Origin of the sequence: Paenibacillus tengchongensis (assembly GCF_008973665.1) — a bacterium.
Taxonomy (GTDB): Bacteria; Bacillota; Bacilli; order Paenibacillales; family Paenibacillaceae; genus Paenibacillus_AQ; species Paenibacillus_AQ tengchongensis.
On the sequence record NZ_WACP01000006.1, the window covers coordinates 266,381 to 281,543 of the forward strand.

The following is a 15,163-nucleotide window of genomic DNA, read 5'->3' on the forward strand; positions in this document are numbered from 1 at the left end:
GAGATGCCCTTCAACTGTAGCACGGACTGACAGAAAACTTCTTTACCGGCCTATGTCTTTGCGGATAAATAGGTTGGGCTCATTCCACCGGCACATTGCCGATTGTCACTGCCTCGGTATATTTCGCAGTGCTGTTCAGCCGCAAGCGCATGCTGGCGGCGCCGGTAACGCTCGGATTCAGCTTAACCGTAAGCACCTTGGAAGCAACGCCGCCGGCATTGGCCGTCAGGGCAAAGCTCGAACTGTAGCCGTAAGCGGACGGCCAGGAACCGTCGCTGTTCCGAACCTTGGCCACCTGTGTGCCCGATGAAGTGTAGACGCCCAGGCTGTAGCCGGAGGTCGTCTGGCCGGCCGCTAGACCGGTGACAATAACCTGCACGCTAAATTCATATTGGTTCGGCAGCGTAGTCTGATGAATGAAGGTAAACGGCCCCGGAGTCACCGCGGCGCCGTAGGAGCCGGTCTTGAAGGTGGACGGATCATACCACTTGTAGCCGCTTGCCGGTGCAGCCCAGGGCTCCGGCTGCGGTTCGGCGGAGCTGGCCGGCGTTTCCCAGCTGAAGAGGGCAGTGGCGGTATCCAGCGTCAGTCCGGAAACGGCGGATAGCGAGGTATAGCTCTCCTGGACGGCCAGCCAGTTGACCAGATTCAGCAGCAGCGTGGCATCATCTGCTTCTTCATAGCCGTCGTATGTCGTTTTGGTGCCACCGGTTTCTTCCCGCTTGTACTTCGGTGTGGCATCCTCAACGGGGGAGGAATCGCCGATGAAGCCCGCCTTTCCGGCGCCTACCTTGGCAATAGCCACATAAGGGCCTTCCGCTACTCCGCCGCCGTTATATACGCCCTGGTCCACGGCGTTGGCCCAGGCAGCCGACGTCGCAGGCAAATAGACAATTCCCTTTGCCTTCGCCGGGTTCGTAATCGCCAGAGTCGAACCGGCATGCACAGCTACGGACGATACGCCGCTGGTAATGTTAAAGGTCTGCGCCGGGGTGACGACAGTATTAGCCGTAACATCCCCAATGGCATTGTAACGGAAGCGTACGCCAAAATTCGCCGCAAGCCAATCGGAGCTGGCCACACCGGACATTGCGCCGGAACCGGCCTCCTCGCTGCTCATCCCCAGTGCCGGATTCGACCAGGCTCCCCGGCGGTAGCCGTTGAACACCTCCGAAGCGTCCCAGCGGTTCTTGTTCCGGTCGGCATTGTAATGGTCGCTGATGAAGAAGAGACTGCCGCCGGACTGGACATAGCTCAGCAGCGCAGACTGCTCCGAGGTCTTGTACGGAATATTCGCTTCCGGAAGAATAAAGACGTCATAGCCATTCAGATCAGCCAAAGTTATGGGTGTACTCTTGCGCAGCTCTTTAACATAATAGCCGGCGGAAGCCAGCCCGTTCGCGAAATCCGAGAAAGCACCGTCGATGACCCAATCCGCCGCCCCGGAGGTTTGCGCATGGGTGTTGTCGAACAGAATCTTCTTGCCGTTCGGGACAGACGGTGTGATGCTGGGCGCCGGATCGGCCGGCCCCTCCGCACTGACCTGCGCCGGCGGTAATCCGATTGAGGTGATCAGCATTGCCGCAATCCCCAAGCTCCACCAGATTGTACGTAACGGATATGAGCGATAAGCCATGTTCATTCCTCCACTCTTTCTATGAATTGGTCAGCTAAGCTGAGCAAAGAATAACACAGAAACATTTGGAAGAATATAGCGTTTTACTATTTTTTACTAGACGCTGATTTTTTTTATGCACGCATTACAATCCGGAAGGCAGAATGCCTATTATTTTACTTATTAAGCTATAAAGATGCGCCGCTTCCTATGATCCCCCGGATATATCCGGCCAGCTCCCGGGCCGTCTGCCGGTGTGCTTCCAGGCCCGGATGACTTCTGGCGCCCGCCGTCTCCGGTGTCATATCAGGAAGCTGGAACACCGTGACCTTCCTGTCGCCGGTTTCTTTAGTGTAAGCCTGAGCCGCCCGGCGGATCGCCGGCAGCATCGGAATGCCCAGCATGCCATAGGCCCAGATGATATGCGCCTTGCGGTTGTACTGTCTAAGCTGACGCAGAAACCGCACCGCTGCCTCTTCAAAGGCCGCCAGATCCTGTTCATGAAAGGAACCGTCCGCATTCAGCCGCTGCTTGTACGTCTTTCCGGTGGCTTCGTCCTTCCACCCCGGCGAATAGAAGGCTCCTCCGTCATTGGTTCCCAGATTGACCACCACCGCATCGGGCTGCCAGGCAGTAAAATCATTGTCCTTCTGAGCGCCCAAAGCTTCATTCTTCGCACCGGTGAGCAGACCGCACACCTTTCCGTAACCGCCAGGGATATTGCCGTGCGGATTATTGTCCCAGCTTGTCAGCACGCCCCAGCCGCTTTGCGAAATGACCCGGTAATCGGCGTCCAGAGCTTCCGCTGTCATAGCTGTATAATTATGTATCGCGCTGAACCACATCGGAATCCAATCCTCCTCGTGAACGGAGCCGATAGCCCCTTCACCGGAAGTGATGCTGTCGCCGATAAATTCGATTTTGTACGGCTTATCCCCCACCGGCTTGAATTCTCCGTCCGCCTTAACGGCGTGCAGCTGCAGTGAACATGCGGGATCGGCGCTCATGGCCTGCACATCTTTGACAATGCGGATATTCTTCACTGCTGCCGGGTTCATCCCGCGGAAGATGCAGAGCCAGTACCTCCCCGCGGTCACCATAACTCTGCTTACGGGAGCTGAGTTTACCAGAATGCTGATCCAAGGCTCGTAAAGCTCATAATCCGCCTCTATCTCAACCCACAGTTCACTGCCGGTAACGTTCATTTCAAGCGCACTTCCCGTCCAGAACAACGTCAAGGGATCCAGGCTGCCAGCCGTTCTGCCGTGAATCTTCAGCAGCTCAATCTCTGAGAGCGCATACGTCTGCAATTGCTGATTTAGCTCCATATTATCTCCATCTCCTCCTGATTAATCTCCAGCTCTCTCATTATACCAACACCCGTTCCGAAAAATGAAAGCGGACCCTTTACTTTTCTCTTAAATCTCTTATTCCATACCATGGAAGAATTCACTAAAAGATCATATTTATATAGTATTTATTTACATTTTTTCCGAATCTATCTTCACAAAATAAAACAATGATAGTAGAATAGCAAATTAATAGATGGTTTATACATTATTATCCATTTTATTGAAGGGAGTGATGCCTTCCACTGCCTCTTGAATCCAGGTAGACCGTTGTCCTGCCGTCACTGCCACCACCGCAGATTGCTTCTCAGGCTCAGTCAGAGTCCAAACCTACAAGAGATTACACGCTTAATACCAACTATTTTGATCGGAGGAATATTAATTATGAAAAGAAAAGCGGCTTCACTTCTTGCAGGCATTTTGGCTTTTGGTTCGTTCGCTTCCATAGGAACTGCGGCTGAAATTGATGACGTCGGCGGTCCAAGTGAATTGTTCACCGAATCTGCCCCTATCTCCATCACAGGCCAGTCCTGGAAAGCGCCGGTAGGTGCAGGTTCAGAGGAGGCTGTCTGGTCTTATCTGGACAGTGTCAAAGGAAAGCTTAGCGTCAGCGACCAGGACGATATCCGCAGCCAGTTCCAAATCAAGGAGCAAAAGACCAACAGCGTCACCGGCACCAAGCATTACCGGCTGTCCCAGACGATCGGCGGTGTCCCGGTATACGGTGCGGACCAGACCCTGCATGTGGACAAGAACGGCAACGTGACCTCCCTGCTGGGCAGCGTCGTCCAGGATGTATACCAGAACCTTCCGCAGACGTTCGCCAAGATCAGCCTGCTGTCCGGAACGGATGCGATTGCTGTCGCCACGGCAGACGCTACCCTGGAATATGGCGCACTGGGCGAGCCGCAGGTGACTCCAAGTGCGGATCTGTATTATTTTGTCCAGGATGATGTCCCTAGATTGGCCTACAAAACAGAAGTCAACGTGCTGGAACCCCTGCCACTGCGCATTCGCTACTTCATCTCTGCCGAGGACGGCAGCGTGCTGTTCAAGTACAACATCCTGCAGGACGTGACTGCAACCGGCCCTGGGGTATTCGGCGATACGAAGACCTTCCAGACCCGGTTATCCGGCTCTACCTATCAGCTTTATGACAGCACCAGAGGCAAGGGCATCGTCACTTATACCGCCAAGAATAAGACCTCGCTACCGGGCACACTGCTGACCAGCACCAACAATACATGGACTGACGGCGCTGCCGTTGATGCCCATACGTATGCGGAGCGGGTGTATGACTATTACCTGAGCAAATTCGGCCGCAACAGCCTGGACGGCAACGGATTGCAGATTAAATCCACAGTACATTACTATACCAAGTATAATAACGCCTTCTGGAACGGCACTCAGATTGTCTTCGGTGACGGGGACGGCGTAACTTTCGCTCCGCTTTCAGGAGATCTCGATGTCGTCGGTCATGAGCTGACCCATGGAGTGACTGAATATACCGCCAATCTCGAATACTACGGCGAGCCTGGAGCGCTGAACGAATCCTTCTCCGATATCATCGGAAATTCGATTGAAGCCGACAGCTGGCTGGTCGGGGATGACGTTTACACACCGGGTGTAGCGGGAGATGCCCTGCGTTCCCTGGCCAATCCGACGCTGTACGGCCAGCCTGACAAATACGCCAACCGCTACACCGGCTCGAGTGACAACGGTGGCGTGCATACCAACAGCGGAATCAACAATAAGGCATTTTATCTGGTCGTACAGGGCGGAACCTTTAACGGCCAGACAATTACAGGTATCGGCCGCGATGCTGCGGTGCAAATCTATTACAACGCCCTTGTCAACTATCTCACTACTTCTTCCAACTTCTCTGCAGCACGGGCGGCCGTGATTCAATCAGCCACTGAACTGTACGGAGCCGGCTCCGCCCAGGTCACTGCCGTCACCAAAGCATATACAGCCGTTGGCGTAAACTAAACAGTGGTTTACCTTGAACACAGGTTCACCCTGTGCCCGCACAAAGACGCGTTCCCCGCAAGCCGGGGAACGCGTTCTGTCATATATACGCAGATATTGGCAGCTAATCTACTCCGTATACCCGAACCCCAGGATCGTAAAGCATTTCTCCTCTTCTCCGGGCGTCATGCGGATTTCGATCCGGTGCTCCCTGCGATCCCGGTGCTGAAACAGAATCAGCGGATTACAGTGGGTCCAGTTGTTCTCATGAGGATCAGCGGTACGGACGAAATTGCCGTCTACATAAATATCCGCGCGCCCAAACTCCGGGCTGCCGGAATCCTTGTAGACCAGGATCAGATTACGGGCATTGATCGTCAAGCTGAAGCTTTCGCCGCCCGAGGCCGGGGTATGCATCCAGTTGTACGGAAATTGCGGAGTCCCGCCGGGTTGATCGTCCCTTTCCACCATCTGTAGCTCCCGATCCGTCTCCGTGAAGCCGCCCGCTTCAATACTAGCCCGGCCGGTATTGTCCCGCCGGTCCAGCAGACGGATACCAGCATAGTCATTGCCGATTACCGGCTCCAGGTCCAGCCGGATATCATGTTCGTCCAGCGGCCCTTTGGCGGCTTCGGCGAACAGGTGAACCAAGCAGTCCGCCATGACCCGGTGGCCGTCCGTCGTCGGGTGATAGCTGTCGTAGAAGAATTGTCTTTTGGAAATGACGTTACCCTCCGCTTTCGATAACCGGAACTGCTCCGTGACGGCGTCTTTGACGCTGACCATCGGCAGGTCGTAATGAAAGCCTACAGGAGACAGCCGGTCCTGCAGATTCCAGTCGTTAACGAACACGCTGAACAGCAGAATTACCGCGGGACGGTTGGAGGCCGACAATATTTTCCGGCACAGGCTCTCGTAACAATTCCCCTTGGTCTCATCCCCTTCGTCATTGACTGCGAATTCAACGACCACGATATCGGGCATGATGGCGCCGTCCCGCGTAACATCCCGCTCATAGCGGATCACACCAAGCTCCGATGGGGTTCCGCCGACTCCCGCTTTCACGAACCGGATATGGCCCCGGCCCTCCGGATCGAGCAATTCCTTAAGCCGCATATAGGACTGGTAAGCATAACAGCCCGTATGAATCGGTTTGGCTCCAGCCCCCTGGGTAATCGATCCGCCAATATAGGCAATAGTGGTCTGTTCGCCACGGGCTGCCTTGTCCAGCGCCAGCTTTAAACGGCGGTTGTTGCCGGCCTGCAGCAGTGACCTCGTAATCATTGTCTGATATTCCGCCGAGCCGAACGCCACCGGCGGCTCCATTTCGATGTCCGGAACCTCGTAACCATCGTTCAAATAGAAGATTACGCTTGCCCTGCCCAGCGCTCCCGGCTCGGCGAACTCAAATCCGAGCTTACCGGGAACATCGTCGTCATCCGACCACCGGATATCTGCCAGAGGAATCTGAACCTCTCTGCCGTCACCCGGACAGGTAATGCGGACCTGTGTTCCGGTTTCATACGTTGAAGTTCTTCCCCAGTTATGCCATACAAAGATTACAGGCTCCGCCGCCTTGACGCTGACTCCGATGCTGTGTACCAGCTTCCGCAGACCGCTGCAGCTTGTGAGCAGCTGCAAGATCACCTCATCGCTGACGCCGCCGGTGTATCTGGCTTTATCTGCAAGCCTGCCGTTATCAAGATAAACTTCCTGCGAAGGGCGGCCGCCGCTGCGGGCGGTGGCTTCAATATCGGCCTCATAAAGAAGGTAAACCCCGTTCCGCCGCTGCTCCGGGTCTTTGGGGGCGGCCGGACCTGCCGGCTCTGTTTGATTTTTTTTCAAAGGAAATAACCTTCTTTCGCACATGTATACGTTTCCATTAACAAAAATTTGTGTATTGTCAACGGGATTCACTATATTGTAGCAAACAGTATATGTACCTTATCAGATGTAAAGTAAAGCATTTACCCGAAAAATTGATGAGTCTAATCGGTTAAGGCCATCCCTTTACGGGAAGACCTTTTAATTGTATTGATCTTCTTTTGAATTCAACAGCCCTGAATACCACGGTATAGCTTCCGATTCCCTTCTTCCCATGCAGGCTATTGAATAAGTCTTGAGGCGTTTAGAAAGCGCATGACCTTTTGCTCGAATACATCTCTTTTCAACATACTTGAATGATCGAATAGAGGTATACGTTCTTCTTGAAAAATGGCTAAATCTTCAGGTACTTCAAATCCTGTTACCCCTGAGTTGCCATAAAGCGGATGATTATTAATCCACTTTATTTTTTCAATATGGGGGACCCACGGATCATTAGGCGCAATTAAGTTATATACACGTTTCACTGATCCGGAATCAAAACAGCTTTTCCAATCAAAATGAGGACTAAGAATAGACCCTGTAAGTATGATATCGTTAAAAGTAACCGCCGGTTTAGAATTAGTTAGATGTAGATATGATGCCAAGACGAATGTACCGTAACTATGGGCAATTACCGAAGGATTCATTCTATATCTAGTCTTTATTTCGTAAACCCAATCCCGGAACTGCTCAATAATTTTCTTACCATCTTTAAGAAGTGGTGACTTTACATTTCCATATCTGAAAGGGGCAAATATCCAATGGTCTGAGCTTACAATAGGAGCTAGCTCATAATTCCATTCCGCATAAGTATTCAGTCCATGTATAGTAATCAGAAGCCCCTTCTTCTGATATCCGGTTATTATGTGTCTTGAAGTGTAAATAAGCATATCTTCAAGATGCGACTCTAGGTTGTAGAACTCATCATAATCATCATAATCTGTGATATCTTCCGAATCGTCAACCAGCACACCCACTAAACCAACTTCCATGTTGAAGCGATTCCTGGAAAATAAATTTATCATTCTATATATATTTTCCTCATTATCTTCAGTAATAAAAATAGCATCAATTTTACAATTCGATACAATAAATGTTTCACTTTTGGATGGGATGCATTTTTCGTTAGGAACTATGATTATACAATCAATATCATCCGGATAAGGTTGATTTGTTATAAAGGATCCACCGAAAATGATCATCTTTGAGCCTCTCTGCGCTGCAAAATAGAGCATCTCTTCAAAAATATCCTTCATTTGCTCTCGTATAATCCCATCTAGTCGTTCTTCCCGGCCAGGTTTATTAACAGTAGCAACACAAAATCTTTGATAAAATTCATTACTACTGCATTTATGCAAACCTTTCGGTAGATATCCATTCTTATTAAAGTCAGGTATAGGCATTCATCCACCCCCCGCTATGTATGTTATCAAAAAAATTCATAGAACATTATATCCCATAAAATGACTTCGGAGGCTCATTTGTCTTTGTATTTATTCCTCAGCTCCTGCAGCGGCCCCACATAATCTTCAGCGATATCCCATAGAATCAGCAAAGTGCCCGCAATACAAAAGGCGATGGCAATGTAAGTCGGGGTTAATCCGTGGGTCTCTACAAGAGCTTGCCACATCTTCCCTTTTGCCGGCCAGCTGCCTATAGCGGGCAATTGTTCCACCGCCTGATTGTGCATACTAACATACAGCACCAGCCCGAACAGTAAAAAGGCGATGCCGCCGATCATTCTCTTCATTCCGTTCATCCCCCTTATCCGGTTGCCTCCAGCAGTGCGCGGCAGGCCTCGATGGATTTCCACGCCAGCTCCTCGTCCTGCACCCCTTCATGCGCAAGCAGCTTCGCCGGAAAAAACAGTCCTTCCATCAGCGACCACCGCATATCCTCCATAAACTGCTCCCAAGGATAGGTTTGCACCAGTCCGGCGTGTAAAATATCATAATATTGCTGCAGGATTGCCATCGTCTGCGCTTCGCCATGATGAAAATCGTGCACGAAGAGCATCACAAGATCCTCAGAACAAAGCCCGGTCCGCACCGCTTCCAGATCAATCAATACCGGCAATGCGCCGGGAACCGCAGGATACAATACATTGCAGGCGTTTAAATCCCCGTGAATGTATGCAGTATGATGTCTGGCGTGAATGCGGTCAATATGACGGCCGGCGTGCTCCTGCAGTCTGCGCAAACAGTGCTCGTACAGCGCATGCTCTTCCGCCCCCAGCCTGAAAGCACAATGCTGCCGGAAATACGCATAATCCCGTTCGAGATAATTCAGATGCTGCATATAGTTCCCGAGACTCCCCAGGTGCTCCGGCAGCGGCAAATCGGCCTGTCCCCAGCCGCAGGCATGAAATTCCGCGATCAGCCCCAGCAGATCAGTCAGCGCCCCGGCAGCAAGCGGTGCATTCCAGTCTGCAATATTGCGGTGGGTCGGCGCCAGGTCTTCCATCAGCAGTACACCTTCCTCAGCTGCAGCATCGAATGTATTATAAAATATTTTGGGGATACGGACTTTTTTGCCGCTGAAGAACCGGTACATCGCATTCTCTACCGGCTCCGTCCGGGATGAGGTGGTCTTTTCCAGAAGGTGCAGCGATGCTCCACCTTCCATTAGCAGGTTAAAAGGCCGTAAAACCGCCCTCCCCCGGACTATAGCTTCTCCGCTGCGGATGCCCCCAAGGATTCCGTTGCTCTGCATTATATGTGTCCATTGCTTCTCTGTCAGTGACAGCTTAATTCCCTCCATTTCATCATAACGCTTGCACGTGCTAAGACTAAATCTGAACAGGGACAGTCACCCATTCTCCGCCCGTGTCATACACAGATAGTAAAAGGGGGAGTCGGGGTGGGCAAGGCAGAGAACAAGTGGGCGATCTTTCTGGCGGCGATCTGCGCCCAGACCTATGCCCAGTACAGCAATGCGGACGGGGCGTTTGTGATTCCGCGCGGCTATACACAGACAGCAACCATTGAAGCCGTATCCATCGCCGGCGTTAAGGAGCGCTTCGGATTCATCCTTGAATCCGCCGAAGCCCTCATCGTCGCTTTCCGGGGGACCAGCTCGGCTACCGACTGGGTTTCCGACATGATCGCCTCCCAGAAGCGGTTCAAGTACATCAAGGAAGCTGTCCTCACCCACCGCGGGTTTACGAACATCTACAGCTCGGCCCGGCAAGGCATATTGTCCGCACTGCGGGAGCTGCCGGCCGGCAAGAGCCTCTACATCACGGGCCACAGCCTCGGGGCAGCCCTCGCAACGCTCTGTGCCGCAGATGTTGCGGCTAACACCGGCCACCTTCCGCCGTTTCTCTACACGTACGGCTCTCCCCGCGTCGGGGACCCCGACTTCGCAAAAGCCGCCGGAAGCTATGCCTCCGCCATCTTCCGCTATGCGAATCCGTTCGACATTGTCGTACACGCACCGCCTACCGTCTACAAGCTGCCGAAGCGGGAGAAGAAATATGTTTACAGCCACGTGCGTCCGCTGTACTCCCTGCCCTTCCAGAACGGCGCCATCGGCCTTAACCATATCATCAGCAGCTATTTCGCCGAGCTGTCCAAATTAGACCCGCAGTTTACGGAAGAATTACACTTAGCCAATCCGGGCTTCTGTCCGTCTCCCACAGCCCGCATTCTCCAGATATTGTAACTCGTCATTCTCCGATGGCATATGAGGGATAACACTCGGGAATAAAAAAAACCGGCCGCAGCCGTCAAGACGGCGGGCCGGTTCATTCCTTTGACGGGCGGCTGCCGAAGAGGGAGCCGCCCATAACACATAAGTATTTTTACCGTTACAGCGATTCTCTGATTACACGCTTATAATAAACCACAGACAGCAGACCGAAGATTGAATACAGCACTGTGTAGAGCACCATGACAATGACCGTCGGTGTCAGCATTTCCGTGCCGAACAAGAACCAGCCCGATTTGACGGCGAAATAGCTGTGGAATAAGCCGACGATCAGCGGAATGCCGAAATTGAACAGCTGCTTGAACTGGATGCCCCGCAGCAGATCGCCCTGGGTAAAGCCCAGCTTGCGAAGGATCGTATAGCCGCCCTTCTCCTCTTCCCCCTCGTCCATCTGCTTGAAATAGAGGATACAGCCTGATGTGATGAGGAAGGTGAGCCCCAGGAAGCCGACGATGAACATGATCATGCCCATGCTGGTGCGCTGGTTGATTTCAAACTCATACTGTGAGAAGCTGGTGAGTCTCAAGGCGTGGTCTTTATCCCCGGTGCTCTCCTGGGCGGTGTAGATTTCGTACGCCTGCTTCATCTGTCCGCGGTCCTTCAGATTCAGGCCATAGTACTCGGTTGGAACATTCTTTTGCGAAGAAGGGTAGCTAACCTTAACCAGCTTCTGATAATCCGCTTCATCGACTACGAATACACCGCTTCCGCCCCCGAAGCGATAAGGCATTACTGCTTCACTGGTGATTCCGTTCAGCTTCATCGGAACTTTACCTTCCGCAGTCCAGAAGCCCAGTTCTCCCGTCTCCTTCATTGGCATGAAGTTTTTCAGAGCACCGCTAAGTCCCATCAGGCGCGTCTCCCCGGGCTTTACATCTACATTCCCAAGGCTGCTGTCGCTAATAACGGCTGTGTGAATTTGTTTGTCTTCATCTTTCTGATACACCGTTTTGCCCATCACTTGCGCCGCATCCACGGATGTATAAAAAACAGGAATGTAAAGCTCCTCATACTTGATTCCCGCCTGATCCAGCGCAGCCGTGAACTGCTCCTTCACTTCGGGGTTCACATACCCGAAGTCCTGCGGCGAGCTCTCCCTTGCCTGCGCTTCCGCCGAATAATATGAAATATAGCTCAGGGACAGTAGTCCGATGGCGAGTGCCGATACGGTCGTAATGATCGTCAGCAGCAGCGCATTCGATTTCATCCGGAACATAATGGAAGACAGCGACAAGACCTCGTTAATCGACAGGTAGCCCTTTTTACGCTTGCGGATCAGGTTGAATACGAAGCTGACCGAGCCTTTATAGAACAGATAGGTCCCGATAATAACGAGGGCCAGAATGGCAATCATCGCCGCCATCAGCTCTGCCATATCGACGAACTTGCCGCCGAACAGCTGGGTAGAGATGTAATATCCGCCGAGAATAAAGGCGATGCCGAGCACCCCCATGATAATCTCCCGGATCGGCATCTTGCGCACACGTTCCTCTGCGGTGGAGTTCACCCGGAACAGCGAGAGAATGCTCTGCCCTTTGATAAACATATAGTTCATCAGCATAATGAGCACATATATGGCAGCGAACACAATAACGGTCTGCTGCAGAGCTTCTATAGAGAAACGCAGCTTCGCTGCCACTTCAATATCAAGGATTTTAAACAAAATCATCAGGATCAGGCGGGAACCGGCAAAGCCGGCCAATATCCCCAGCACCATCGACCCGAAATAAAGAATCAGGTTCTCGGCGCTCAGCAGCTTGAAGATCCGTCCTTTGGTCAGACCGATCAGCTGGAACAAACCGATCTCCTTACTGCGCCGTTTGATGAAAATGGTGTTGGCATACAGCAGGAAGATCGCAACGATGGCGATCAGCAGCACCGAAGAGGCACCTATGGCTGCTCCGCCTTTGATCGTACCCTCCATTACATCCAGGGAAGGATCATATTTTAGCGTTACGAAGGAGAAGTACAGCGCCACCCCGAACACCAGCGCGAAGACGTAGAGATAGTAGTTCTTGATGTTCTTTTTCAGATTGCGCAGGATGATTACATTCAGGCTCATTGCTGGACACCGCCCAGCACGCCTTGGGTCTTGATGATGTCACCCAAAAACGACTGCCGGGCCTCCTCGCCCTTGTTCAGCTGGGTATATACCTGTCCGTCGCGGATGAACACCACCCGGCTGCAATAGCTGGCGGCTGCAGGGTCATGCGTTACCATTACTATCGTCGCCTGATGCTTCTGGTTCATGTCGGCCAGCTTGTTCAGCAGGTCAGAGGCAGATTTGGAATCCAGCGCCCCGGTCGGCTCATCGGCAAAAATAATCCCCGGATCATGCACAAACGCCCGCGCCGCGCTCGTCCGCTGCTTCTGCCCGCCGGAAATTTCGGCAGGATATTTATCCTTCAGCTCATAAATGCCCAGCTCCCCGGCCACCTGCTCGAACTTGCGGTGTGCATCCTTCTTCGAGATCCCGGTAATCGACAGCGGCAGCAGTACATTTTCCTTGACCGTCAGCGTGTCCAGCAGATTGTAATCCTGAAAAATAAACCCGAGATGCTGCTTGCGGAATTCAGCCAGCTGCTTCTCCTTCATCGCCGTGAATTCCTTGCCTTCGATTTCAATCGTCCCCCGGGTAACCCGGTCTATGGAGGAGAGCACGTTCAGCAGGGTCGTCTTGCCGGAGCCGGAAGCGCCCATAATGCCGACAAATTCGCCCTTTTCCACGGTCAGGTCGATGCCTTTTAACACCTCCTGCTTGTTGAATTTGTTGCCGTATGTTTTGTAAATTTTATTAGCCTGTAGGATTGCCACTTGTTCATCCACTCCTTTTCTATAGTTCCATCTTAAGCGGATGCGGCGGATTTATCCTGCGATTCCCCGAACAAAATGAAGGAGCATGTGACATTGTTGTCACATGCCCGTTATCCGCACGAAATCGTTCTCCCGCGGAAAAGTTAGTGTAAAGCTGCTGCCTTGTCCGGCGGCAGACGTCACCCCGATCCTGATCAGAAGCTCCTCTGTCACCTGCTTCGCCAAATAAAGCCCCATCCCGGTAGCCGCCCCTTCCTGCCGTCCGGCGGAGGAGGTGAAGCCTTTCTCGAAAATGCGCGGCAGGTCCTTGGCTTCGATGCCTCTGCCCTGGTCGGTTATGGTCAGCACAACATGCTCATGCTCTAGTCTGCTTTCAATCGTAATATCAGACGCCTCGCTGTATTTGACGCTGTTCGTCAGCAGCTGGCGCAGGATGAACCCAAGCCACTTGCCGTCCGTAAGTACCTCTTCCGCCTCAAGCGATACATCGAAGCCGATGCCCTTCGGGATGCACCACGACTTCAGCGCCCGGATCTCGGCATGGAGAATCGGCTCCAGCCTGGTCCGTTCGATGAACAGGTCGTTGCGCATGAACGGAATGCGCTTCTGGTGCAACTGCTGGTCCAGCAGATGATTAATCCGCAACCACTCATAATTCAGACGGGTCTGCAACGGTTCATCCGGAATCCGTTCGATCATCAGCTGCATGGCAGTCAGCGGCGTCTTCACTTCATGAATCCAGGCTAACAGCTCATCCTTCTCCTGCTCCAGCAGTTGAATGTTCTCCTCAGCCTCTCTTCGGTAACGGGCCGTTTGACCTTCCACAGCTTCCTGGACGATTTCCTGGAAGGGACTTTCGGCACCCGAGATCGCCCCCAGCTCATAAACCTCGTCCCAGGCGGCCATTCGGGCATAGAACCGTGTCTCCCGTGAATATCTGAACAGCAGAAACACCGCACAGATCAGCACATTAAGCATGACAATATAAAGCACCGGCAGAAAAGGGATAGACGCATCGATATAGGCTATAAACAGGATCAGCAGCTGCAGGCCTCCCAGCAGAAGCAGCCAGCTCCGTTTCTCTTGTATGTATTTCAGGATCATAGGGCTTCCTCTTCCGTCGCCATATACCCTTGTCCGACCTTCGTCTCGATGAAAGCGTCGAGGCCGAGCGGCTCCAGCTTCTTGCGCAGCCGGTTCACATTTACGGTCAAGGTGTTGTCGCTGACGAAATGCTCATTGTCCCACAGTTCTTTGATCAGGTCCTCGCGGCTTACGATTTGATTCTTGCGCTCTGCAAGGATCCGCAGAATGAACATTTCATTCTTAGTCAGCAGAATCGACCCGCTCCCGCTGCTTACGGTATTCTTTCCGTATTCAATGGTTGCTCCCCGCCATGTCTTCAGCAGCGTTGCTTCCGTGCTGTAATTGTACACCCTGCGCAGCGTGGCCTGAATCTTGGCGACCAGCACCTCGAAATGAAACGGCTTCTGCATAAAATCATCTGCGCCAAACTGCATAGCCATCACCATATCACTCGGATGATCCCGCGAGGAGAGGAAGATAATCGGCACATTGGAATGCGCCCGCAGCATGCGGCACCAGTGAAAGCCGTCGTATTGCGGCAGCTGGATATCAATCACCACCAGCTCCGGCTTCACCGCCGCGAACTCCTGCATCACTTTGCCGAAGTCGCTGATACCATGTACTTCATAGCCCCACTGGGTTAAGCGCTCCTTAATTTCGCTGTATAACGTAATGTCGTCTTCGATCAGCATGATTTTGAACATGGGACCTCCGGAGAAACCATTATATGGAACTTGCGTATAACTAAAACATTCTC

At 52.4% G+C, this 15,163-nt stretch carries 12 protein-coding genes; 2 read left to right on the forward strand and 10 right to left on the reverse strand.

What is annotated here, in order from left to right; all coding sequences use genetic code 11:
• Window positions 1-79: 79 nt before the first annotated feature.
• Window positions 80-1,642 (reverse strand): DNA-binding protein, encoded by a 1,563-nt coding sequence (locus tag F1381_RS12730; protein ID WP_425495265.1) that lies wholly within the window; start codon window positions 1,640-1,642, stop codon window positions 80-82.
• A 161-nt stretch (window positions 1,643-1,803) separates the two neighbouring features.
• Window positions 1,804-2,943, reverse strand: coding sequence for an SGNH/GDSL hydrolase family protein (locus F1381_RS12735; RefSeq protein ID WP_151735232.1), 1,140 nt, complete (start codon window positions 2,941-2,943; stop codon window positions 1,804-1,806).
• Between the two features lie 405 nt (window positions 2,944-3,348).
• On the opposite strand from F1381_RS12735, the gene F1381_RS12740 reads away from it, so the two are divergent.
• On the forward strand, window positions 3,349-4,953 hold the full coding sequence (locus F1381_RS12740; RefSeq protein WP_151735233.1) for a M4 family metallopeptidase: 1,605 nt from the start codon (window positions 3,349-3,351) through the stop codon (window positions 4,951-4,953).
• Window positions 4,954-5,061: 108 nt separating this feature from the next.
• On the opposite strand, the gene F1381_RS12745 is transcribed toward F1381_RS12740, so the two are convergent.
• From F1381_RS12745 to F1381_RS12760, 4 genes are all read right to left on the reverse strand, one after another.
• A complete protein-coding gene (locus tag F1381_RS12745; protein ID WP_246188008.1) occupies window positions 5,062-6,777 on the reverse strand; it encodes an SGNH/GDSL hydrolase family protein in 1,716 nt (571 codons plus the stop codon).
• 260 nt (window positions 6,778-7,037) lie between these two features.
• Entirely contained in the window at window positions 7,038-8,201 is a 1,164-nt protein-coding gene (locus F1381_RS12750; protein ID WP_151735235.1) for a DUF6932 family protein, read from the reverse strand.
• Between the two features lie 74 nt (window positions 8,202-8,275).
• Window positions 8,276-8,548: a hypothetical protein gene (locus F1381_RS12755; RefSeq protein WP_151735236.1), complete on the reverse strand. Its 273-nt coding sequence runs from the start codon at window positions 8,546-8,548 to the stop codon at window positions 8,276-8,278.
• A 14-nt stretch (window positions 8,549-8,562) separates the two neighbouring features.
• The gene (locus F1381_RS12760; protein ID WP_222850436.1) at window positions 8,563-9,423 is read right to left on the reverse strand and encodes a phosphotransferase; all 861 of its coding nucleotides are present in this window, start codon (window positions 9,421-9,423) and stop codon (window positions 8,563-8,565) included.
• 234 nt (window positions 9,424-9,657) lie between these two features.
• On the opposite strand from F1381_RS12760, the gene F1381_RS12765 reads away from it, so the two are divergent.
• The gene (locus tag F1381_RS12765; RefSeq protein WP_151735238.1) at window positions 9,658-10,461 is read left to right on the forward strand and encodes a lipase family protein; all 804 of its coding nucleotides are present in this window, start codon (window positions 9,658-9,660) and stop codon (window positions 10,459-10,461) included.
• 145 nt (window positions 10,462-10,606) lie between these two features.
• On the opposite strand, the gene F1381_RS12770 is transcribed toward F1381_RS12765, so the two are convergent.
• The 4 genes from F1381_RS12770 to F1381_RS12785 all read right to left on the reverse strand — a co-directional run bounded on the left by F1381_RS12770 (window position 10,607) and on the right by F1381_RS12785 (window position 15,110).
• Entirely contained in the window at window positions 10,607-12,568 is a 1,962-nt protein-coding gene (locus F1381_RS12770; RefSeq protein ID WP_151735239.1) for an ABC transporter permease, read from the reverse strand.
• Window positions 12,565-13,320, reverse strand: coding sequence for an ABC transporter ATP-binding protein (locus F1381_RS12775; protein WP_151735240.1), 756 nt, complete (start codon window positions 13,318-13,320; stop codon window positions 12,565-12,567). The genes F1381_RS12770 and F1381_RS12775 overlap by 4 nt, the downstream gene beginning before the upstream one ends.
• A 99-nt stretch (window positions 13,321-13,419) precedes the next feature.
• Window positions 13,420-14,424: a sensor histidine kinase gene (locus F1381_RS12780; protein WP_151735241.1), complete on the reverse strand. Its 1,005-nt coding sequence runs from the start codon at window positions 14,422-14,424 to the stop codon at window positions 13,420-13,422.
• Window positions 14,421-15,110, reverse strand: a complete 690-nt coding sequence (locus tag F1381_RS12785; protein WP_151735242.1) for a response regulator transcription factor — start codon at window positions 15,108-15,110, stop codon at window positions 14,421-14,423. Before F1381_RS12785 ends, F1381_RS12780 begins: the two co-directional genes overlap by 4 nt.
• Window positions 15,111-15,163: the final 53 nt, after the last annotated feature.

Excerpts from the sequence above, each read along its gene's own strand:
- F1381_RS12730 (WP_425495265.1), bottom strand. The coding sequence starts at position 1,642 with ATGAACATGGCTTATCGCTCATATCCGTTACGTACAATCTGGTGGAGC.
- F1381_RS12735 (WP_151735232.1), bottom strand. The coding sequence starts at position 2,943 with ATGGAGCTAAATCAGCAATTGCAGACGTATGCGCTCTCAGAGATTGAG.
- F1381_RS12740 (WP_151735233.1), top strand. The coding sequence starts at position 3,349 with ATGAAAAGAAAAGCGGCTTCACTTCTTGCAGGCATTTTGGCTTTTGGT.
- F1381_RS12750 (WP_151735235.1), bottom strand. The coding sequence starts at position 8,201 with ATGCCTATACCTGACTTTAATAAGAATGGATATCTACCGAAAGGTTTG.
- F1381_RS12755 (WP_151735236.1), bottom strand. The coding sequence starts at position 8,548 with ATGAAGAGAATGATCGGCGGCATCGCCTTTTTACTGTTCGGGCTGGTG.
- F1381_RS12760 (WP_222850436.1), bottom strand. The coding sequence starts at position 9,423 with ATGGAAGGTGGAGCATCGCTGCACCTTCTGGAAAAGACCACCTCATCC.
- F1381_RS12770 (WP_151735239.1), bottom strand. The coding sequence starts at position 12,568 with ATGAGCCTGAATGTAATCATCCTGCGCAATCTGAAAAAGAACATCAAG.
- F1381_RS12780 (WP_151735241.1), bottom strand. The coding sequence starts at position 14,424 with ATGATCCTGAAATACATACAAGAGAAACGGAGCTGGCTGCTTCTGCTG.
- F1381_RS12785 (WP_151735242.1), bottom strand. The coding sequence starts at position 15,110 with ATGTTCAAAATCATGCTGATCGAAGACGACATTACGTTATACAGCGAA.